We start from the raw sequence: 19837 nt of genomic DNA, 5'->3' as shown, positions 1-19837 counted from the left end.
ACCGGGCGGTAGGACGGACGGAGCAAAGGCCGAACCCCAGGCCTTCCGTCCGTCTTAAAATCCTGGCTGCCTTACCATCCTTGTAATGTTGCCGCAATTCTTCGTCGCCACAGTTGCGTCAACTTGAAAGTGGGGCGGGGCTCTCTGAAAAGGGACACAGCAATGGAAACTGAGACAATACAGCGACATTGCGTTGAGGCGGCGGCGTTTATGTCTGCCGCCGCAAACGCGAAACGTCTGTCGATCCTGCGACTGCTGACCCAGAGGGAGCATTCTGTTGGTGAACTTTCGCTTCGTGTAGGCCTCAGCCAGTCCGCGCTGTCACAGCATCTCTCAAGGCTGCGCCGAGACAGATTGGTTGAGACGCGGCGTGAGGCACAGACCATCTATTATTCCAGCACCTCGCAAGCTGTAGCGACGCTCTTGTCAACACTTGAGGGGATTTTTCCCGCTGTCGACAAACCTACGGCGCGACCGGACGTAAGTCGCACCTGATCCCGCCTTCACCCTATGTAGCCGGCTTCTTTGGCAGGCCCTTCCCATTTCCAATACCAGGAGTTTTTCGTGACGAGACAACAATTCCATCCTTGGCGAGCAAAGGCCACTCGTTCCACCCGCAGCACGGCTCGTACCTTCCTGTTTGCAAGCGCCTTAACTGGCCTGCCGATGGCGGCCCTTGCGGCGGACCTAGAGAGCGGTGGCGCCGTCACGGTGGCGCCATCGCAGCAGTTTGACACCGCACGTTACGGTGACTTCCGTGACAGGCTGGCAGACTGGAAGGTCACGATCGGCGCCGGCGCCATCTACATGCCAGAATACGAGGGGTCTGATAAGTTTGACGTCAATCCGTTCCCGATCTTCTCGGCAGAGTTCGGAGAGCGCGTCAGCGTCGATATCACTGGCGTCACCGTCGATCTCTACCAGGCCAGTGGCTTCCGCGTCGGCGTCAAGGGTGGCTATGAGATGGGACGCAAAGAAGACGATTCCGAGTATCTGCGCGGCCTCGGCGATATCGATCCCGGTGGCGTTATCGGCGGCATCGTCAGTTACGACGTCGGCCCCTTCCAAGCCTACGCAAAGCTCGACAAGACGATCGGCGGTAGCGATGGGCTGACGGGTACCGTCGGCGCCAAGGCGTCGTACAAGTACGAACGCTTCATCTTCTCCGCCGACGTGTCCGGCACCTGGGCGGACGACAAGCATATGGAATCGTATTTCGGTATCACTGCCGCGCAGTCGGCAAGTTCCGGTCTCTCGCAATACGATGCCAAGGCTGGCTTCAAACGAGTCGACGTCAAGGCATCGATCACCTATATGATGACTGAAAACTGGCTTGTGACCGGTGCGGCTGGAGCTGGCTTCCTGATGGGTGACGCGAAAGATAGCCCGGTCGTCAAGGATGATGTGCAACCATTCGGTATGCTCGGTGTGGCGTATCGCTTCTAGTTGCATCTCTTCTCGCACAGCATTGCGTCTGCACACCGACGACATCAGCGGCCTTCCGTTCTGGGTCGCTGATGTCGCTTTTGCACGACGCAGATGGGGCAGAGCAGCCGGATCCTAGGCGCATAGCCTCTAGGCAGAGGTTGTATGATAACGATAGATCTTAGCCAGTCTCGCGGCGCAACAAGCGTTCTCTTTGTGGCACCCCCGGTATAGCAAGAGTGTGGGGACGCAGCCGAATAAAGTCACACAGGCGCGCGTCCAATGGTCAGTCCGCCACAAACATAGAGAATCTGTCCGGTGACGAAGCCGCTTTGCCGGTCGAGAAAAAATGCAGTCGAGTGTGCGACATCTTCGGGTTCGCCAATACGTTTGACCGGGACGCCTTCGATAATTGCGCGCGTTCTGTCCGATCCACTTGGATTAGCACCCTCAAATAGCTCCGTGCGGATCGGACCGGGCCCGATAGCATTAACAGTAATGCCGTACTGGCCAAGCTCGAGTGCCCAGACGCGCGTCAAACCAACAAGTCCGGCCTTGGTAGCAGAATATGCGCTCCGCAATTCCTTGCCCAATGCCGCCCTGGACGACATGTTCACGACTCGGCCGAAGCCAGCTTCCTGCATTCCGGGCAACAACGTCTGCATAGCGATGAGTGCACATTTGAGATTGAGTGCGACGGCTATGTCAAATTCCTCAAGCGTCTGTTCTGCAAGGGACGCCGGGAATACTACACCGACGTTGTTGACAAGCCTCGTAATCGGACCGTCTGCCAAGGCGACCGAAAGCGCCTTTTTTGTCTGAACCTCGTCGGTCAGATCAGCCTTGATGCTCCTGACATCTCGGTGTGTCTCGCGATCGATAACGACAGGATCGTATCCCGCTTCGATACATCTCCGCACAATGGCAGCACCAATTCCTGCCGCACCACCGGTGATCAAAACCCGCTCGGGTTGATTGACGCTCGTCTTGGCTTCTCGCTCGGCTGTCATGGGATTTCCTTCACTGATGGTTTCACGTGCATGCTCGGCGTGCAACACAGCCCGCCCGCGGTTGAACCCTTTCGTTCCAGCGGTCGGTCATGAGGCAGGGTTAGAAAATTTCGCCCCTGTCAGGAGACGGCATTAGAGGCTGGGATGAGCTTGAACGTCCCATTCCCTTTGGCAACAAGGACATCGTTTTCGCCGCGAACCTCGCCTTCGCAATAGACGAGGGAGCGACCTCTTCGCAGGCATCTCGCCATCACGGTCAGCCCGGTTTCGCCCTTCTCCAGAAAGTGTGTGCCCATCTCCACCGTGACGGATCCGAACTTTAGCGGATCATGCCCTCGGGCAGCTGCGCTCATCGTGAAGTCGAGGATCCCGAGAAGGACACCGCCATGCACCTCGCCCCTGCTGTTGGTGATTTCCTTTGTCAACGGCAAATAGGTCACGCACTGATCGTCAGAAATCGAGACCGGTTCCAGTCCAATCAGGCGCATAAACGGGATGTCGATTCCAAAATAGTCATCCTTGCTCCATTGTTGAGCTTTAGTCATCCCTGATTCCCCTTCTTCACTTTGCGCAGTTCGAGGGAGCCGTGGTGCGATCACGGCCCCCGTCCGGCTCGACGTGCGTCAGGCTATTCGGATACCGGATCGGCTCCATTCATCACGTCGCGGAACTTTGGCTTTCGCTTGCCCATGAACGCTTCGACGCCTTCCTTGGACTCGGCCGTCATGTAGTAAAGCGCGAGAGCCTGCATGCCGAGGCCACCAATGCCTCGGATAGACTCCGAATCGGCATTGAACGACCTCTTTGCGATCGCGATAGCGGTCGGGCTCATCATCAGGATCTCTTCGCACCACTTGTCGACTTCCTGGTCCAGGTCTTCGGGTGCAACGACGGCGTTGATTAACCCCATGGCGAGAGCCTGATCGGCTGTGTATCGCCGGCACATGAACCAGATTTCTCTGGCCTTTTTCTCGCCGACAATCCGCGACAGGAATGCAGTACCAAAGCCCGGATCTACCGATCCTACTTTCGGTCCGACTTGACCGAGTTGCGCCGTCGACGCAGCAATCGCAAGGTCACAGCATGTGACCAGAACGTTGCCTCCGCCGATCGCGTATCCGTTCACACGTGCGATAACAGGCTTTGGGCAATCTCGGATTGCTGTCTGTAGTTCCTCGGTCGGCAAGCCGATCATACCGCGGCCGTCGTAGCCACCATCATGTGCAGACTGATCACCACCTGTGCAGAAGGCCTTGTCGCCAACGCCGGTAATGACAACAACCCCAATCTTCTTGTCCCAGGATGCTTTCGTCAGCGCATCGATCATCTCCTCGCAGGTCTGACCTCGGAAGGCATTGTATTTCTGCGGTCGATTGATGGTAATTCGGGCAACGCCGTTCTTGACGTCAAAGAGGATGTCCTCGTACTTTTCCATATCTGCCTCGTTGGGTTGTGCCTGGTCCATACCTATCGGTTCAGACTAGGCCGGTTGCGTAATAGAACGCGATCACGACCAGGACGGCGGTCGTCTTGATAAGTGTGATTCCGAAAATGTCGGCATAGGCCTGACGGTGGGTAAGGCCGGTTACCGCAAGCAGCGTGATCACGGCACCGTTGTGGGGCAGAGTGTCCATTCCGCCCCCAGCCATGGAGACGACACGGTGCAGGGCTTCCATCGAAATGCCAGCGCGCTCGGCATTTTCGACGAGTGTTTTTGCAATTGCGCCAAGTGCGATACTCACACCGCCGGAGGCGGAACCGGTGATGCCGGCGAGGGTTGTCACGGTGATGGCCGCGTTGAGCAACGGATCCGAGATGATCTTCAATGCGCCACTGACGGCAACGAATCCGGGAAGTGCCGCGATGACACTACCAAAGCCATATTCGGATGCTGTATTCATCGTCGCCAGCATCGCGCCAGCCGCGGCAGTGCGGCTTCCATCGCGAACTCCGGCAACGACTTTGCTGAACGCCAATACGACCGTTACAACAATTCCGAGCAGCAAAGCGCCTTCAACCGCCCAGATCGCCGTCACAGGTTTTACCGGAGCCTCGACCGTGGCGCGCAAGCCCGTGAATACTGATTGCGAGATGGAATAGACATCGCCGAACCAGACCGGGATCGACCGCGTCAACGCGAAATTTGCGACACCCACTACAACCAGCGGAAGGATGGCGATCCATGCACTTGTCAGGTGTTCACGGTCAGTCTGGGCCGGCTCATTGAGCAGGGTTTCCGGGTCGCCGTATCCTTCGCCTGCAAGGGCCAACCGCTTGCGTCGCCAGTTAAGATACGAGACGCCCACGAGGAAGGTGAAGCAGGTTCCGACAAGACCGAGCACCGGGGCAGCCCAACTTGTCGTACCGAAGAACGATGTCGGGATGATGTTGAGGATCTGCGGCGTGCCGGGGAGCGAGTCGGTGCTGAAGGTAAATGCACCGAGCGCAATGACGGCTGGCATCAGCCGTTTTGGAATATTGCTCTGACGAAAGAGTTCGGCTGCGAACGGATAGACGGCGAATGCCACCACGAAGGTAGAAACGCCACCATATGTGAGGATCGCGCAGACAATAACCGTTGCAACGATCGTCCTTTGTTTTCCCAGGTATCTGATCGCCAGGGCAACAATCGATGCGGCAAAACCTGACAACTCGATCACCTTGCCGAATACTGCACCAAGCAAAAAGACCGGAAAGTAAAGTTTGATGAAGCCTACCATCTGTTCCATGAACAGACCCGAGAACGCAGGGGCAATCGATGTTGGGTTGGTGAGAGCGACGGCGAACAGCGCTGCGAGCGGGGCGCAGATCACCACGCTGTATCCGCGATAGGCGCCGATAATCAAAAATGCGAGTGCAGCAAGAACGATGAGTGTTGTCATAGGCTCCTCCCAGAAAGCCATGGTGTGCGGTAAAGATCGGATTGCAGTGGCGCGCGGTGGCTTAAGCCTTGGCTTGAGGCTGGCCGGCGGCTTCGAGCCAACGGGGGCGGGCGGCTGCGCCCTCAGAATCGACATAGGCTGAGATCGCTTCCAGCAGCGGCAGCTGAAGGTCGTTGTCTTTAGCCATTCGCGACGCCAGATGAAGATCCTTGTTGAGGATGTTATGGGTCGCGGCATAGGCCTCCGCAGTGGAAGCCCAAGCGTAGTACTGGCGCCTTGCCTCGTCAGCATCGACGGTCAGGAACGAACGCCCCGTGCTCTCGTTCATGATGGGGGCAAGAGCCTCGAACGAAATCCCATACTGGCTCGCGAGCTTGATGGTCTCGGCCGTCAGATATTGTATGGCGATGCAGAGCATATTGTTGGAGACTTTAACGGCTTCCGCCGAGCCTAGCTTTCCGCAGTAGACGAGGTTGCGGCCCATCGTTTTCATAATCGGTTCAACCGATTTCACGACCGTCTCGTCACCGGCCATCATGATGGTCAAGGTTCCATTTTCTGCTCTTACGATGCCGCCGCTGATTGGCGCATCGATCACCGCGGCACCGAGGGGCCGTGCCTGTTCATGGATGCGATGAACCGTGTCGGGATGCGTCGTTGACATCACGCATATGACTGGCTGATCGCCCTCTTTCAGATTGGTGAGGATGCCGCTCGGTCCGCCGACAACGTCCATGATCTGCTTGTCGTTCGCAACGAGGATTAAAATGATGTCTGCAGTGCTGCAGTCACTGGCGTTGGTGGTCACCAGCGCACCGCTCGACGCAAAAGCATCGAGGACAGATTGAGCGCGATCGCAGATGATGACGTCATGGCCGGCAGCGAGCACGCGCCGCGCCATCGGCGCGCCCATCATGCCCGCGCCGATGAAAGCTACTTTTTTCTTCATGTGGTTCTCCTCCCACGCATAGTGGTCATGTTGCGGCAACGACCGTCGGGTTGATGTTCAACCCGACGATTGCCAAATCGTCAGAAAATGAGGGTGGGCTCGCTCCTTGACTGCAGGAAATCCGCGCTAACGCCGGGCGCAAGTTCAGCGACCTTAAGACCCTTTTCAGTTACGTCGAGCACAGCAAGATCGGTGATGATGCGATGGACGGCGCGCCGACCCGTCAACGGAAGTGAGCATTCCTTCACAAGCTTGAAGGAACCATCGCGGGCGTTGTGTTCCATCACAACGATGACACGCGGTACACCAGCGATCAGGTCCATTGCCCCGCCCATGCCCTTGACCATCTTTCCCGGTATCATCCAGTTGGCGAGGTCGCCGAACTCGTTGACCTGCATGGCGCCCAGCATGGTGATATTGAGATGGCCGCCACGGATCATCGCAAAAGAGGTTGTCGACGAACAAATCGAGCCGCCCGGAAGTATTGTGATCGTCTGCTTGCCGGCATCGATCAAGTCCATGTCCAGCTCGTCTTCGTAGGGGAACGGACCAATACCGATGATACCATTTTCAGAATGCAGCCAAACTTTCATCCCTTCGGGAACGTGTTGTGCAACTTTCGTTGGCAGCCCCACCCCAAGGTTCACATAGTCGCCGTCTTTGAGCTCCGCGGCTGCCTTGGCAGCCATCTGGTCGTGGTTCCAAGGCATATCAGTTGATCTCCGCCACTCGCTTGCGCACCGTCAGACGCTCGACCCGTTTCTCTGGATCGTGAGCCAGGACAACGCGGTCAATAAAAATCCCCGGCAAATGGAATCGATCGGGATCGATGGTGCCGATGTCGACAATCTCCTCGACCTCAGCGATCGCGACCCGGCCCGCCATTGCAACTTCAGGATTGAAATTCTGGGCAGTGCGAGCGAAAATTAGGTTGCCTTCGCGATCGGCAAGTTTTGCCTTGACCAGCGACACGTCAGCGGTGAGGGCCTGCTCAAGAAGATAGGTCTTACCGTTGAAGTCCTTGGTTTCCTTGCCTTCGGCGACTACCGTCCCGACCCCGGTTGCCGTGTAGAAAGCAGGAATGCCCGACCCGCCTGCCCGCAATCTCTCGGCCAAGGTCCCTTGAGGATTGAACTCGAGCTCTATTTCCCCGCTCAGATACTGCCGCTCGAACTCCTTGTTCTCGCCGACATAGGACGAGATCATCTTCTTGATCTGACGCGTTCCAAGCAGAAGGCCCAGGCCGAAGTCATCGACGCCTGCGTTGTTGCTTATGCAGGTCAGGTTCTGGACACGGGAATCGCGCAGAGCCTGAATGAGATTGGACGGTATGCCGCACAGCCCAAATCCGCCCACGGCGATCGTTTGGCCATCGCGCACAACATCTTCAAGTGCTTCAGCGGCACTTCGAAATACTTTATCCATGACCTCCTCCGTCACAGCCCGCAGCGATCCGTTGCGGTCAAACAACGGGCAGTGATACTCAGTTCAATTCGTGTAAATCAGTCGCTTGGACGAAACGACCGGTGCCGCTCGAAGTGTGGTTCTGCGATACCGATGATCTCCTCCGGCCGGCATCTTAAGAAACCACCCTTCACGGGCAACCCCGATCCGCGCACTGTCAATGTGCAAAAACGCACAATCAATCCATCAGGGAATGCCTGAAGGGCTGCCGAAAGCGCTTTCTCTGACGCGTATCCAGCTTTCGCTGCAGGCCGTGGTGACACGGGGACCTGCGCTGCACGAGAAGCGCAAAACAGAAAGAAGCGCCTGAAACGCGACCTATCTCGCGCGCGGCCGACGGGAGCTCGATTTCTTGCCAAGGCTGGGATGATTTGCGACCGTATCTCTCACGTGCTCCCACACGCAGCGAATTCGTCTTGTCTTGAAGAGATCTTCGGGCGTTGCGATCCACAAAGAGCGTGTGACCATCGGTCTGTCGGGAAACAGGCTGACAAGTTCGTTGCCATCAGGATCTGCGACGTATGGCGCGAGAAGGACCAGCCCCGCACCCGCGATGGCGGCCTGACGCTGGGCAAGCACGCTCGTCGCAGTGAATATTCGTCTCGGCGACGGCGTCACTTCCTTCAATATCCCATACCGTTCGCTGACCAGTCCTTCGTGGATGTAGTCGATAAAGCGGTGGTCACGGATGTCGGCTATTTCCCGGATCGGGTCATGGTCGTTCAGATAGGCCGGCGCCGCGTAAAGATAATAGTCGACATCGACGAGCCTTGCGATCTTGTAGCGTCCCATCTCAGGAGGCTCCATCGTCACCAGGATTTCGACTTCGCGCGAGACAAGGCTGGGAAATTGCGGTTGAGACATGAGCTCCACATGGATGTTGTGATGTCTCTCCAGCAGTTGCGGGATACTTGACGCCAGTATCTTTGCCCCGAACGCTTCCGGCGTGCCAATTCGCACGGTGCTTTCGCCATGCTGGCTTCCCACACACTCGTCGATCGCGGCAATTACCGCGCTTTCCATGCGCTCGGCAAAGGGAATGAGGAGTTTTCCTGCGTCGGTCAGCGCATAGCCGTCGCGCCGTCGATCGAACAGGACCGTATTGAGTTCGCGTTCGAGCTTGTCGATCCGTCGCGCGACGGTTGTATGTTGCACTTGGAGCCTGTCTCCTGCGAGCGATATGGTGCCGCACCTCACCAGCTCGAGGAAATATTTGAGATCGGTCCAATCGAGTTGGTGGTGCAGCATGTGCGGTATTCCTCCACGTCGTCGCCCGGACAGCAGTAACGACCGCCGCCGCATTGCTCTCGTGTTATTCGCTTATCGTTTTGCACCCATGCTTTTGGTCGCGCCAGCCATCTTTGCCAGCTGTCCGCAAAGTGCATCGCTATGCCTGTGGTGGGATTTACGGTCTTCGTCTGCAATTCGTTATCGCCTCAAATGTCTGGAGGCCACCAAACAACCGGGCCAGGCGGCCACTGATATCTGTTGCTGCCACTAAGCTCTCCTCGCATCGCCGTCGCAGGGACCGGCCATGCCGATCTGCCAGATGATGGACCCGAAATTCCGGAAGTCGCAAGCTCGGCAAATTATTTACCGGCCAACCGGTCATAAACTATTGACTCCTGTCTCAAGGTTCGTCAACATCCCTTCGCAAGCACGCCGTAGTTGGCCATAGCGTTATTTCCAGGAGTTTCTGCCTATGCAGGTTTCGCGTCGACAAGGCCGGCCGCCGGTGATTGAGAAGGCCTACGACCGCATCCTGGATGAAGCGGCAATGCTTTTCGGCCAGAAGGGGTTTGATGCAAGTTCGATTAACGAGGTCGCAACCAGCATCGGCATCTCCAAGGCAGCGATTTTTCATTACTTTCCGGCCAAGCAGGACATCTACGACGCAATCATCGTTCGAACGCTGAAGGGCCTGAAGGAGGCGGTGAGCGAGGCCATCGAGCAGGAAGAGGCAGGATGCGCTCGCCTGGAATGCTTTATGGTGGCGCATGGCGCTTACTTCGAAGAGCATTTCTGGAGCTTCGTGACGATGCTCATCGGCTATGGCGGAATGGGGACGTCCGGGCTCAAGCAAGAGGCTCTGTCCCTGCGCGACGACTATGAGGCGCTGCTTCGATCGATCATCGCCGAAGGTATCGAGCGTGGCCAGTTGAAGCCGGTCGATACCGCAGACACCGGCCGCGCCATTCTCTCCATGCTCAACTGGATGGCCAGATGGTTCACTCCGGGCGGGAGCCGCACCGCCGCGGAGATAGCGCAAAGCTACTACACGATAATTGTCGGCGGACTTGAACTTCCTACGAAGGATTGAAGCGATAATGGCTCTGGATTCTGATACATTCGACATGCTCCTGGACACGGTCCGTCGCTTTGTCTCCGAGCGGTTGATTCCGCGGGAGGCGGAGGTCGTCGAAACCAATTCTATTCCCGACGATGTCGTCCGCGGCATGAAGGAACTTGGGATTTTTGGGCTTTCCATAGCCGAAGAGTTCGGCGGGCTCGGGCTTTCGATGGAGGAGGAGGTACGCGTTGTCTTCGAACTCGGTCGCGCGTCTCCGGCGTTCCGATCAGTTGCCGGAACGAATATCGGCATCGGTTCGCAGTCGATCGTGATTGCAGGTACGCAGGAGCAAAAGGAAAAGTATCTACCGGCACTCGCGTCCGGGGATCTGATCGGGTCGTTTGCATTGACGGAGCCGGATGCCGGATCCGATGCAATGGCATTGCGCACAACCGCCCGCCGAGACGGCGACCAATACGTCATCAACGGAACCAAGCGCTACATCACCAATGCTCCGAGCGCCGGCCTGTTCAGTGTCATGGCGCGGACGGCACCTGAGCGGAAAGCGGACTCGATCTCGTGCTTTCTCATCGAGGCCGACACCCCGGGCATCAAACTGGGCCTCCTCGATAAGAAAATGGGGCAACGGGGCGCGTTGACCTGCGACGTTGTTTTCGAGGATTGCCGAGTGCCCGCATCTGCCTTGCTCGGAAATCAGGAGGGGAATGGTTTCCGCACGGCGATGAAGGTCCTGGATAAGGGGCGCCTGCATATTGCCGCACTGTGCGTTGGCATCGCCGACCGGCTCATCCAGGAATCGGTCGCGTATGCCAAGGACCGCAAGCAGTTCGGCCAGCCGATTGCCGAATTCCAGCTCATCCAGGCAATGCTGGCCGACAGCGAGGCCGATACCTATGCGGCTCGCTGCATGATCCTCGATGCCGCGGCGCGCCGTGATCGTGGCGAGAACACGACCCGCCAGGCGGCCTGCGCCAAGATGTTCGCCTCCGAAATGGTCGGACGCGTTGCTGACCGTGCCGTACAGATCTTCGGCGGTGCAGGCTATATGTCGGAATACCCGGTCGAGCGCTTCTACCGCGACGTCCGTCTGTTTCGAATTTTTGAAGGAACGACGCAGATCCAACAGCTTGTCATAGCGCGCGAGCTGCTGAAGGCCGCATCCTGATCCATCGGCTAATAAATCGAACTAGAAGGGAGAGAGCATGACTGTCGAACTAACGCAGCATGATGAATTTGCGGTACTGACGCTTGATCGTCCCGAAGCACTCAACGCGCTCAACGCGCTGACGATCGGCCAGATTTCGGAAGCGATCGACAAGGTCGCTCAGATGCCGGTTCGAGCACTGATCATCACCGGGGCAGGAGAAAAGGCATTTTGCGCCGGAGCTGACGTCAAAGAGCTGGTGGATATCGGCCTGGGGGCGAAGAAGCGCAAATCGGAGCTTGGGCAGTCGACGTTTGCGAAGCTCGACGGCCTACCTATTCCTTCCGTTGCCCTGATCAATGGCTACGCTTTCGGGGGCGGGCTGGAGCTGGCTCTTGCTTCGACATTCCGGCTTGCAACACCTCGTGCCGCCGTCGCACTGCCAGAGATCAAGCTTGGACTGATCCCCGGCTACGGAGGTACGCAGCGCCTACCGCGCATTGTCGGCGAGGCGAGAGCGCTTGAGATGATCCTGACTGGCCGGACTGTGAAGGCCGAGGAAGCCAAGGCGATCGGTCTCGTCCACCGGATCGTTAGCGAAGAAAACCGTCTTGCCGATGCCTTTGCTTTTGCCCGCGAGTTTTCCGGGTTCAGTCTCTCTTCGCTCGCCTACGCCCGCGAGGCTGTCAAACGTGCTTTGGCGACGCCCCTAAACGAAGGGCTGAAGATCGAGGCCGAGATTTCGACATTGGCTTTCCAATCCGCCGATGCGCGTGAAGGGATAACGGCATTCATCGATAAGCGAGCGCCGAAATTCTCGGACAATTGATCCATATCGGCACCGAGGGAGATTGAGAAAATGCGATCCTACCGGATTTTGGAGACCGGCTCTTCCAAGAACATGAAGCTCGATGACGTCGCAGATCTCACGCCTGGCGAGCGGGAAATCGTCGTTGATGTTCAGGCCGCAGGCGTCGGCTTCGTCGATGCGCTCGTCGTTGCCGGCAAGTACCAAAACGTTCCAGCGACGCCGTTTGCCCCGGGCATGGAATTTGCCGGTACAGTCCGCGCTGTGGGGCCTGGGGTCTCGAACTGCGCCCCGGGGGATCGGGTGACCGCATACACATTGAGTGGCGGCTTTGCGGAGCAGGCAATCGCTCGGGTGGGGGAGTTCTTCCCGGTGCCTGACGAGATTCCTCTCGAACAGGCCGCAATCATGTGCGGTTCCTACCTGACCGCGTATTTCGCCCTCACCAAGCGTGGTCATCTGGCCGCCGGTGAAAACGTCCTGGTGGGAGGCGCGGGCGGTGCCGTCGGTCTGGCTGCGATCCAGATCGCGCGTGCCCTCAAGGCGAAGACGATCGTTGGAACGTATCGGTCGCAAGATGATCGCCAGGCGATCCTGGACGCCGGTGCCGACGTCGCGATCGACATTTCCGGCCAGGATATCAGGGATACGCTGCGCGCTCAGGTTCAATCCGCGACCGGAGGCGATGGTATCGATCTCGTCATCGACCCGGTCGGTGGCGACTTCTTCCAGGCGGCACTGCGGACAGTGGTGTTTTCCGGCCGAGTGATCGTGCTTGGCTTTGCGGCCGGCGAGATCCCGAGCGTCAAGGTCAACTACCTTCTCCTGAAGAATATTGGGGTCCTTGGCCTGGATGTCAGCCAATACAAGACGCGCGAGCCTACGCGGGTCGAAGAGGCACAAAGGGAATTGTTCCGGCTTTGGAAAGAAGGAAAGCTCGCACCGCGAGTGGCCCGGCGGTTCCGGTTCGAGGAAACGCCTGACGCGATCGATTTCGTCGCCCAGGGACGAACCGGCGGCAGGGCAGTAATCGCAATCAGGAAGGACCGGTGATGAGCGGTATTGCCAAGAACGATGTGGTGGCGGTGATCGGCGCTGGAGCCATGGGAGCGGGTATCGCCCAGGTCGCCGCGCAGGCCGGTCATCCCGTACTGATCTACGATGCCAAGGAAGGTGCTGCGCAAAAGGGTCGCGATAGCATCCTGGCATCACTGTCGAAGCTGGTCGAGAAGGGCAAGTTGACGACCGCCGAGCTTGATGGGATCGCAAGCCGCCTGCAAGTGGCCGCCGATCTGACTGACTTGCACGTTGCGCGGCTCGTTGTCGAAGCCATCGTTGAAGACCTCGATATCAAGAGGAAAGTCTTTGCTTCACTGGAAGTCATCGTCGCAGATGACGCAATTCTTGCGACCAATACATCGTCAATTTCGGTCACGTCGATCGGTGCTGGCCTTAAACGCCCAGAGCGATTTGCCGGACTGCATTTCTTCAACCCTGCGCCGGTCATGAAGCTGGTCGAGATCGTCTCCGGGCTCGCGTCCAGCCAGGAGACGCTTGATACGCTGGTTGCTACGGCGATTGACTGGAAGAAGGAACCGGTTCGTGCCACTTCGACACCCGGGTTCATCGTCAACCGGGTTGCACGTCCCTTCTACGCCGAAGCCCTACGCCTGTTGGAAGAGGGTGCCGCAGACGCCGCGACAATCGATGCGGTCATGCGCGATTCAGGTGGTTTTCGAATGGGACCGTTTGAATTGATGGATCTAATAGGGCACGACGTCAACTTCGCGGTAACCAACTCCGTCTTCAAAGCCTATTTCGGTGATCCTCGCTATAGGCCTTCGATCACCCAGCAAGAGCTCGTCGCAGCTGGATGGCTCGGTCGCAAAACGGGCAAGGGTTTCTACAGCTATGATGGGGAAGCTTCAAGACCAGAGCCGGTAACAGTAGAAGCTGGCGCCAAGCCTCGGCAAATCACCGTCGAGGGTGGACTTGGATCAGCCGAGGCTCTTGTTACAGCGTTGGAAAACGCGGGCATAAAGGTCACCCGCAAGGGTGGCGACGGTTATATACGCCTTGACGGTGCGACACTGGCTTTCACCGATGGACGGACCGCGACGGCGCGTGTTGCGTCAGGCGAACCCCGAGATCTTGTTTTGATGGACCTGGCGCTTGACTACGGGGCCGCCTCGCGCTTTGCCGTCGCAAGGGCGGATCAAGGTTCAGATGAGTCTCTCAATTCGGTTGCCGCGATGTTCGAGACAATCGGAAAGAAGGTCTCCAAGGTTGACGACACGCCAGGACTTGTCGTCCTGCGAACGGTTTCCATGCTCGCCAACGAGGGTATGGAGGCAGTTCTACAGGGCGTCGCGTCTGCTGTTGATGTCGATCGCGCCATGACGCTTGGCGTTAATTATCCTCGCGGGCCGATCTTATGGGCGCAGCAGGTCGGTCTGGCGACCGTCTTGAAGACGTTGGAAGAGTTGCAGTCCGGATATGGTGACGACCGCTACCGCGCCTCACAGCTATTGCGCCGCAGGATCTACGCCTCGACGTGAGTGCGTCGCGCTTGTGCCGTGACCCGCGATGTTGGACGGAAACCAATCTTCCCCTTTGGCCAGTTGCGCATAGAGTTGTCGAAGAGTTTTTTTGTTCCGCCTCTAATGTACTGTGACAGATGAACGTGAATTCGAGGTGCGCCCCACATGTGGCTCGGTGAAATGTGAGGTTTTTGGCCCGCATAGCACCAGGTAGCGCTAGTTGAGGCGATGACCTTCAAGCTGAAGAACATGAATTTGGAGGAACACATGAAAATCCTTGTCCCCGTCAAACGAGTCGTCGACTACAACGTGAAAATCCGCGTAAAATCGGATGGTTCGGGCGTTGAGCTTGCCAATGTGAAGATGTCGATGAACCCGTTCGACGAAATCTCGGTGGAAGAGGCACTTCGCCTGAAGGAAGCCGGCAAGGCTGAAGAAGTCGTCGTCGTCTCCATTGGACCTGCCAAGGCGGAAGAAACGCTGCGCACCGCGCTTGCGATGGGTGCCGATCGCGCCATCCTGATCGAGACCGATGAAACGGTCGAGCCGCTCGCCGTCGCCAAGCTCCTGAAGGGCGTGGCCGAGGCTGAGCAGCCCGGTCTCGTCATTGTCGGCAAGCAGGCGATCGATGACGATTCGAACCAGACCGGCCAGATGCTGGCAGCCCTTCTCGGCTGGGGTCAGGGCACCTTTGCCTCCAAGGTCGTACCGTCCGACGGCAAGGTCGCAGTCACCCGTGAAGTCGATGGCGGTTTGCAGACCGTTGAGCTGAAGCTTCCCGCCGTCGTCACCACCGATCTGCGTCTCAATGAGCCGCGTTATGCGTCGCTGCCGAACATCATGAAGGCGAAGAAGAAGCCGCTCGACAAAAAGGCGCCGGCCGATTTCGGCGTCGATGTTTCACCGCGCCTGAAGGTGCTGAAGACCGAAGAGCCGGCAGGCCGCAAGGCCGGCATCAAGGTCGGCTCGGTTGCCGAGCTGGTCGAAAAGCTCAAAGCTGACGGCGTCCTCTAAGGTTTCGGAAAAGGAAGATATTCTCATGGCCATTCTTCTTCTGGCAGAACACGACAACGCAACCCTTTCCGACCTGACGGGCAAGACGCTGACGGCGGCAACGCAAATCGGCGGCGACATCCATGTTCTGGTCGCTGGCACCAATGCAAAGGGCGCAGCTGATGCGGCAGCGAAACTCTCCGGCGTATCCAAGGTGCTGCTCGCCGACGACGCCTCCTATGCCAATGCGCTGGCAGAACCGCTGGCGGCGCTGATCGTTTCGCTCGCGCCTTCCTATGACGTCATCATCGCCCCGGCCACCGCCTCGGCCAAGAACGTGACGCCGCGCGTTGCGGCGCTTCTCGATGTGGCCCAGGTCTCGGAAATCATCGAGGTCGTCAGCCCTGACACCTTCAAGCGGCCGATCTATGCCGGCAACGCCGTCCAGACGGTGCAGGCGACCGATGCGAAGAAGGTCATCACCGTGCGTCCGACCGCCTTTGCGGCAGCAGCCGAAGGCGGTTCGGCAGCAGTCGAAACCATCGGCGCTGCTGAAAACCCCGGCCTCTCCAGCTTCGTCTCCGATGCTCTGGCGTCGTCCGACCGTCCGGAACTGACATCGGCCAAGATCATCATCTCGGGTGGCCGTGCGCTCGGTTCGTCGGAAAAGTTCAGGCAAGTCATCCTTCCCGTCGCCGACAAGCTGGGTGCCGCGGTTGGCGCCAGCCGTGCGGCTGTCGATGCCGGTTATGCGCCGAACGACTGGCAGGTTGGCCAGACCGGCAAGGTGGTTGCACCGCAGCTTTATATCGCTGCGGGCATCTCGGGCGCCATCCAGCACCTGGCCGGCATGAAGGATTCGAAGGTCATCGTCGCCATCAACAAGGACGAGGAAGCGCCGATCTTCCAGGTGGCCGACTACGGCCTCGTCGCAGACCTCTTCGAGGCGTTGCCGGAACTCAAAAAAGCACTTTAAGCGTTTGGCGTAGGACACCCTGAAATGACTGAAGTTTTCATCTGCGATTACATTCGCACCCCGATCGGCCGCTTCGGCGGCGCACTCTCTTCCGTGCGCGCGGACGACCTCGGCGCCATCCCGCTCAGGGCGGTCGTCGAACGCAACAACGCGGTCGACTGGGAAGCCGTCGATGACGTGATCTTCGGCTGCGCCAACCAGGCCGGAGAAGACAATCGTAACGTGGCGCGCATGTCGCTGCTGCTCGCTGGCTTACCCGTCTCGGTAGCGGGCACCACCATCAACCGCCTGTGTGGCTCCGGCATGGATGCCGTCATCACGGCCGCCCGCGCCATTAAGGCCGGGGAAGCCGAGCTGATGATCGCCGGTGGCGTCGAAAGCATGAGCCGCGCGCCCTTCGTCATGCCGAAGGCCGACAGCGCCTTCTCCCGCAAAGCGGAAATCTACGACACCACTATCGGCTGGCGCTTCGTCAACCCGGCGATGAAGGCGCTTTACGGCGTCGATTCGATGCCGGAAACCGGCGACAACGTCGCGATCGACCACAAGGTCGCCCGCGACGATCAGGATGCCTTTGCCGTGCGCAGCCAGGAAAAGGCCTCGGCGGCCCAGGCCAACGGCCGTCTTGAACGGGAAATCGTGCCCGTCACCATTCCCCAGAAGAAGGGCGATCCGCTGGTCGTGGCAAAAGACGAACATCCGCGTGCCACCAGCTTGGAAGCGCTTGCCAAGCTGAAGCCAGTCAATCGCATGGATGGCGCTACGGTAACCGCCGGCAACGCATCGGGCGTCAATGACGGTGCAGCCGCCCTCATCATCGCCTCGGCTGCGGCGGTGAAGAAATACGGTCTCACCCCGATTGCCCGTATCGTTGGCGGTGCCACGACTGGCGTTCCCCCGCGCGTCATGGGCATCGGCCCGGCGCCGGCGTCGCAGAAGCTGCTTGCACGCATCGGCTGGACCGCCGCAGATCTCGATGTCATTGAACTCAACGAAGCCTTTGCCTCCCAAGGCCTTGCGACGCTCCGCCTGCTCGGGATCGCCGATGACGATCCGCGCGCGAACCCGAACGGCGGGGCGATCGCACTTGGACACCCGCTTGGAATGTCCGGTGCCCGCATTGCCGGCACGGCGGCCCTCGAACTGTCGCTGACAGGCAAGAAGAAGGCGCTGGCCACCATGTGCATCGGCGTCGGCCAGGGCATCGCCATCGCGCTTGAGAGCGTCTGAAATGGATGTGAAAAATACCCCGCAACTCCCCGAACGCGAAGCGATGGAATTCGACGTTGTGATCGTTGGCGCGGGTCCTGCGGGCCTTGCCGCCGCGATCCGTCTGAAGCAGGTGGAGCCGGAGCTTTCGGTCGTCGTTCTCGAAAAGGGTGCGGAAGTCGGCGCGCATATTCTCTCCGGTGCCGTGGTTGATCCGATCGGCATCGATCGGCTGCTGCCGGGCTGGCGCGAGGAGGAGGGGCATCCCTTCAAGACCGAGGTCAAGGACGACCAGTTTATGTTCTTAGGCCCGGCCGGCTCCATTCGCCTGCCGAATTTCATGATGCCGCCGCTGATGAACAATCATGGCAATTACATCGTCTCGCTTGGGCTGGTCTGTCGCTGGCTGGCGGAAAAGGCGGAAGGGCTCGGCGTCGAGATCTATCCGGGCTTTGCTGCAACCGAAGTGCTCTATAATGACGAGGGCGCTGTCATCGGTGTCGCCACCGGCGATATGGGCATCGAGAAGAATGGCGAGCCGGGCCCGAACTTCACCCGCGGTATGGAGCTGCACGGCAAATATGTGCTGATCGGCGAGGGCGTGCGCGGCTCGCTCGCCAAGCAGCTGATTTCCAAATTCGATCTGTCCCGGGATCGCGAGCCGCAGAAATTCGGCATCGGCATCAAGGAGCTGTGGCAGGTCAAGCCGGAACATCACAAACAGGGCCTCGTGCAGCATTCCTTCGGCTGGCCGCTCGGTTTCAAGACCGGCGGCGGGTCGTTCCTCTATCATCTGGAAGATAACCTCGTCGCGGTCGGCTTCGTGGTGCATCTCAACTACAAGAACCCCTATCTTTACCCCTTCGAGGAATTCCAGCGCTTCAAGACGCATCCGGCCATCCGCGAGACCTTCGAGGGCGGCAAGCGCATCTCCTATGGTGCACGCGCCATCACCGAAGGCGGCTACCAGTCGGTGCCGAAGCTCACTTTCCCCGGCGGCGCGCTGATCGGCTGTTCCGCCGGTTTCGTCAACGTGCCGCGCATCAAGGGCAGCCATAATGCGGTGCTGTCGGGCATGCTGGCGGCGGAGAAGATCGCCGCGGCGATTTCCGCCGGCCGCGCCCATGACGAGGTGGCGGAGATCGAGGCCGAATGGCGCGACGGCGATATCGGCAAGGATCTGAAGCGGGTCAGGAACGTCAAGCCGCTGTGGTCGAAGTTCGGCACGCTCATCGGCGTCGGTCTCGGCGGTCTCGACATGTGGACGAACCAGCTCTTCGGCTTCTCCTTCTTCGGCACGCTGAAGCATGGCAAGACGGATGCCGAGAGCCTTGAGCCGGCCGCAAAGCACAAGCCGATCGCCTATCCGAAACCGGATGGTGTGTTGACCTTCGACCGGCTGTCGTCGGTGTTTTTGTCCTCCACCAACCATGAGGAAGACCAGCCGGTGCATCTTCAGGTCAACGACATGGCGCTGCAAAAACTGTCCGAGCACGACGTCTTTGCCGGCCCTTCGACGCGTTATTGTCCGGCCGGCGTTTACGAATGGGTGGAGAAGGACGGCGAAGAAGTCTACGTCATCAACGCCCAGAACTGCGTGCACTGCAAGACCTGCGACATCAAGGACCCCAACCAGAACATCAACTGGGTGCCGCCGCAGGGTGGCGAGGGGCCGGTTTACGCAAATATGTAGGATATGCCACCATAAGTGTGCTGCAGACCGGGTTTTCTCCCTGAAACTCGCGGCCGGCGATGACCATGGAAAAGATGGCTTCAAATACTCTGTTCGGCTGCCGTCACGTAAAATCCATCCCAGGAACCCGTCAATGCTGACGGGTTGCATCAAAACCTTTGCCTAACGGCTCGTGAGCGAAAAAATCAGGAGCCGCGTCGGATGGTTGATCTGCAACCTGCGACAGCAGGTCCGCTACCACAACGCCGGCCAGAAAAATGGCAATCCCGTCCATCAGGTGATCCATGCTCTTAGGAACAGGGTCATCGGGGGCGAAAGGATCGGAAGAAGAATGTGCAGAAGACACGCTCGCCAAACTTTCTCAGTAGCTTATCTCGTTCGATGAGTTCATCGAATTCGCCGCTGCTGTCGGGCATGACCACGTCCCCACCCC

At 58.7% G+C, this 19837-nt stretch carries 20 protein-coding genes; 11 read left to right on the top strand and 9 right to left on the bottom strand.

Annotation, left to right across the window (positions count from 1 at the left end; genetic code table 11):
• Positions 1 to 162: 162 nt before the first annotated feature.
• Both CFBP4996_RS27830 and CFBP4996_RS27825 read left to right on the top strand, forming a co-directional pair.
• Positions 163 to 495 (top strand): ArsR/SmtB family transcription factor, encoded by a 333-nt coding sequence (locus CFBP4996_RS27830; RefSeq protein WP_080855159.1) that lies wholly within the window; start codon positions 163 to 165, stop codon positions 493 to 495.
• Between the two features lie 141 nt (positions 496 to 636).
• Positions 637 to 1446 carry a MipA/OmpV family protein gene (locus CFBP4996_RS27825; RefSeq protein ID WP_424243872.1) on the top strand — a complete coding sequence of 270 codons (810 nt, stop codon included), beginning with the start codon at positions 637 to 639 and terminating at the stop codon, positions 1444 to 1446.
• A 242-nt stretch (positions 1447 to 1688) separates the two neighbouring features.
• Here CFBP4996_RS27825 and CFBP4996_RS27820 read toward each other — a convergent pair whose 3' ends face one another.
• From CFBP4996_RS27820 to CFBP4996_RS27785, 8 genes are all read right to left on the bottom strand, one after another.
• Positions 1689 to 2435 carry an SDR family oxidoreductase gene (locus CFBP4996_RS27820; protein WP_080855157.1) on the bottom strand — a complete coding sequence of 249 codons (747 nt, stop codon included), beginning with the start codon at positions 2433 to 2435 and terminating at the stop codon, positions 1689 to 1691.
• A gap of 119 nt (positions 2436 to 2554) precedes the next feature.
• A complete protein-coding gene (locus tag CFBP4996_RS27815; RefSeq protein ID WP_080855156.1) occupies positions 2555 to 2980 on the bottom strand; it encodes a PaaI family thioesterase in 426 nt (141 codons plus the stop codon).
• 83 nt (positions 2981 to 3063) lie between these two features.
• Complete coding sequence (locus tag CFBP4996_RS27810) at positions 3064 to 3870, bottom strand: enoyl-CoA hydratase-related protein (protein WP_080855405.1); 807 nt, start codon at positions 3868 to 3870, stop codon at positions 3064 to 3066.
• 40 nt (positions 3871 to 3910) lie between these two features.
• Complete coding sequence (locus tag CFBP4996_RS27805; protein ID WP_137396195.1) at positions 3911 to 5317, bottom strand: GntP family permease; 1407 nt, start codon at positions 5315 to 5317, stop codon at positions 3911 to 3913.
• A gap of 61 nt (positions 5318 to 5378) precedes the next feature.
• Positions 5379 to 6266 (bottom strand): NAD(P)-dependent oxidoreductase, encoded by an 888-nt coding sequence (locus CFBP4996_RS27800; RefSeq protein WP_080855155.1) that lies wholly within the window; start codon positions 6264 to 6266, stop codon positions 5379 to 5381.
• Positions 6267 to 6346: 80 nt separating this feature from the next.
• Complete coding sequence (locus tag CFBP4996_RS27795; RefSeq protein ID WP_080855154.1) at positions 6347 to 6976, bottom strand: CoA transferase subunit B; 630 nt, start codon at positions 6974 to 6976, stop codon at positions 6347 to 6349.
• 1 nt (position 6977) lies between these two features.
• Entirely contained in the window at positions 6978 to 7691 is a 714-nt protein-coding gene (locus tag CFBP4996_RS27790; RefSeq protein ID WP_080855153.1) for a CoA transferase subunit A, read from the bottom strand.
• 357 nt (positions 7692 to 8048) lie between these two features.
• Positions 8049 to 8978, bottom strand: a complete 930-nt coding sequence (locus CFBP4996_RS27785) for a LysR family transcriptional regulator (protein WP_080855152.1) — start codon at positions 8976 to 8978, stop codon at positions 8049 to 8051.
• 454 nt (positions 8979 to 9432) lie between these two features.
• Between CFBP4996_RS27785 and CFBP4996_RS27780 the strand changes: the two genes are divergently transcribed.
• From CFBP4996_RS27780 to CFBP4996_RS27740, 9 genes are all read left to right on the top strand, one after another.
• Positions 9433 to 10050: a TetR/AcrR family transcriptional regulator gene (locus tag CFBP4996_RS27780; RefSeq protein WP_080855151.1), complete on the top strand. Its 618-nt coding sequence runs from the start codon at positions 9433 to 9435 to the stop codon at positions 10048 to 10050.
• A gap of 7 nt (positions 10051 to 10057) precedes the next feature.
• Positions 10058 to 11206 carry an acyl-CoA dehydrogenase family protein gene (locus tag CFBP4996_RS27775; protein ID WP_080855150.1) on the top strand — a complete coding sequence of 383 codons (1149 nt, stop codon included), beginning with the start codon at positions 10058 to 10060 and terminating at the stop codon, positions 11204 to 11206.
• 37 nt (positions 11207 to 11243) lie between these two features.
• A complete protein-coding gene (locus tag CFBP4996_RS27770; protein WP_080855149.1) occupies positions 11244 to 12014 on the top strand; it encodes an enoyl-CoA hydratase/isomerase family protein in 771 nt (256 codons plus the stop codon).
• Between the two features lie 30 nt (positions 12015 to 12044).
• Positions 12045 to 13046: an NADPH:quinone oxidoreductase family protein gene (locus tag CFBP4996_RS27765; RefSeq protein ID WP_233283469.1), complete on the top strand. Its 1002-nt coding sequence runs from the start codon at positions 12045 to 12047 to the stop codon at positions 13044 to 13046.
• A complete protein-coding gene (gene paaH, locus CFBP4996_RS27760; protein ID WP_080855148.1) occupies positions 13046 to 14551 on the top strand; it encodes a 3-hydroxyacyl-CoA dehydrogenase PaaH in 1506 nt (501 codons plus the stop codon). Before CFBP4996_RS27765 ends, paaH begins: the two co-directional genes overlap by 1 nt.
• A 249-nt stretch (positions 14552 to 14800) precedes the next feature.
• A complete protein-coding gene (locus CFBP4996_RS27755) occupies positions 14801 to 15547 on the top strand; it encodes an electron transfer flavoprotein subunit beta/FixA family protein (RefSeq protein WP_003520827.1) in 747 nt (248 codons plus the stop codon).
• Positions 15548 to 15572: 25 nt separating this feature from the next.
• Positions 15573 to 16502 (top strand): electron transfer flavoprotein subunit alpha/FixB family protein, encoded by a 930-nt coding sequence (locus CFBP4996_RS27750; RefSeq protein WP_080855147.1) that lies wholly within the window; start codon positions 15573 to 15575, stop codon positions 16500 to 16502.
• A gap of 24 nt (positions 16503 to 16526) precedes the next feature.
• Positions 16527 to 17732, top strand: coding sequence for a 3-oxoadipyl-CoA thiolase (pcaF, locus tag CFBP4996_RS27745; RefSeq protein WP_080855146.1), 1206 nt, complete (start codon positions 16527 to 16529; stop codon positions 17730 to 17732).
• A gap of 1 nt (position 17733) precedes the next feature.
• Positions 17734 to 19404: an electron transfer flavoprotein-ubiquinone oxidoreductase gene (locus CFBP4996_RS27740; RefSeq protein WP_080855145.1), complete on the top strand. Its 1671-nt coding sequence runs from the start codon at positions 17734 to 17736 to the stop codon at positions 19402 to 19404.
• A 130-nt stretch (positions 19405 to 19534) separates the two neighbouring features.
• On the opposite strand, the gene CFBP4996_RS27735 is transcribed toward CFBP4996_RS27740, so the two are convergent.
• Positions 19535 to 19678 carry a hypothetical protein gene (locus CFBP4996_RS27735; RefSeq protein ID WP_162936151.1) on the bottom strand — a complete coding sequence of 48 codons (144 nt, stop codon included), beginning with the start codon at positions 19676 to 19678 and terminating at the stop codon, positions 19535 to 19537.
• Positions 19679 to 19837 lie beyond the last annotated feature (159 nt).

The organism is Agrobacterium leguminum (assembly GCF_005144435.2).
GTDB lineage: Bacteria > Pseudomonadota > Alphaproteobacteria > Rhizobiales > Rhizobiaceae > Agrobacterium > Agrobacterium leguminum.
This window is presented reverse-complemented; position numbering and strand designations above follow the sequence as displayed.

Coding starts and splice junctions, on each gene's coding strand:
- pcaF (WP_080855146.1), top strand. CDS start 16,527: ATGACTGAAGTTTTCATCTGCGATTACATTCGCACCCCGATCGGCCGC.
- CFBP4996_RS27775 (WP_080855150.1), top strand. CDS start 10,058: ATGGCTCTGGATTCTGATACATTCGACATGCTCCTGGACACGGTCCGT.
- CFBP4996_RS27785 (WP_080855152.1), bottom strand. CDS start 8,978: ATGCTGCACCACCAACTCGATTGGACCGATCTCAAATATTTCCTCGAG.
- CFBP4996_RS27750 (WP_080855147.1), top strand. CDS start 15,573: ATGGCCATTCTTCTTCTGGCAGAACACGACAACGCAACCCTTTCCGAC.
- CFBP4996_RS27810 (WP_080855405.1), bottom strand. CDS start 3,870: ATGGAAAAGTACGAGGACATCCTCTTTGACGTCAAGAACGGCGTTGCC.
- CFBP4996_RS27805 (WP_137396195.1), bottom strand. CDS start 5,317: ATGACAACACTCATCGTTCTTGCTGCACTCGCATTTTTGATTATCGGC.
- CFBP4996_RS27765 (WP_233283469.1), top strand. CDS start 12,045: ATGCGATCCTACCGGATTTTGGAGACCGGCTCTTCCAAGAACATGAAG.
- CFBP4996_RS27740 (WP_080855145.1), top strand. CDS start 17,734: ATGGATGTGAAAAATACCCCGCAACTCCCCGAACGCGAAGCGATGGAA.
- CFBP4996_RS27795 (WP_080855154.1), bottom strand. CDS start 6,976: ATGCCTTGGAACCACGACCAGATGGCTGCCAAGGCAGCCGCGGAGCTC.
- CFBP4996_RS27755 (WP_003520827.1), top strand. CDS start 14,801: ATGAAAATCCTTGTCCCCGTCAAACGAGTCGTCGACTACAACGTGAAA.
- CFBP4996_RS27820 (WP_080855157.1), bottom strand. CDS start 2,435: ATGACAGCCGAGCGAGAAGCCAAGACGAGCGTCAATCAACCCGAGCGG.
- CFBP4996_RS27815 (WP_080855156.1), bottom strand. CDS start 2,980: ATGACTAAAGCTCAACAATGGAGCAAGGATGACTATTTTGGAATCGAC.
- CFBP4996_RS27800 (WP_080855155.1), bottom strand. CDS start 6,266: ATGAAGAAAAAAGTAGCTTTCATCGGCGCGGGCATGATGGGCGCGCCG.
- CFBP4996_RS27735 (WP_162936151.1), bottom strand. CDS start 19,678: ATGGACGGGATTGCCATTTTTCTGGCCGGCGTTGTGGTAGCGGACCTG.
- CFBP4996_RS27790 (WP_080855153.1), bottom strand. CDS start 7,691: ATGGATAAAGTATTTCGAAGTGCCGCTGAAGCACTTGAAGATGTTGTG.
- CFBP4996_RS27830 (WP_080855159.1), top strand. CDS start 163: ATGGAAACTGAGACAATACAGCGACATTGCGTTGAGGCGGCGGCGTTT.
- paaH (WP_080855148.1), top strand. CDS start 13,046: ATGAGCGGTATTGCCAAGAACGATGTGGTGGCGGTGATCGGCGCTGGA.
- CFBP4996_RS27780 (WP_080855151.1), top strand. CDS start 9,433: ATGCAGGTTTCGCGTCGACAAGGCCGGCCGCCGGTGATTGAGAAGGCC.
- CFBP4996_RS27770 (WP_080855149.1), top strand. CDS start 11,244: ATGACTGTCGAACTAACGCAGCATGATGAATTTGCGGTACTGACGCTT.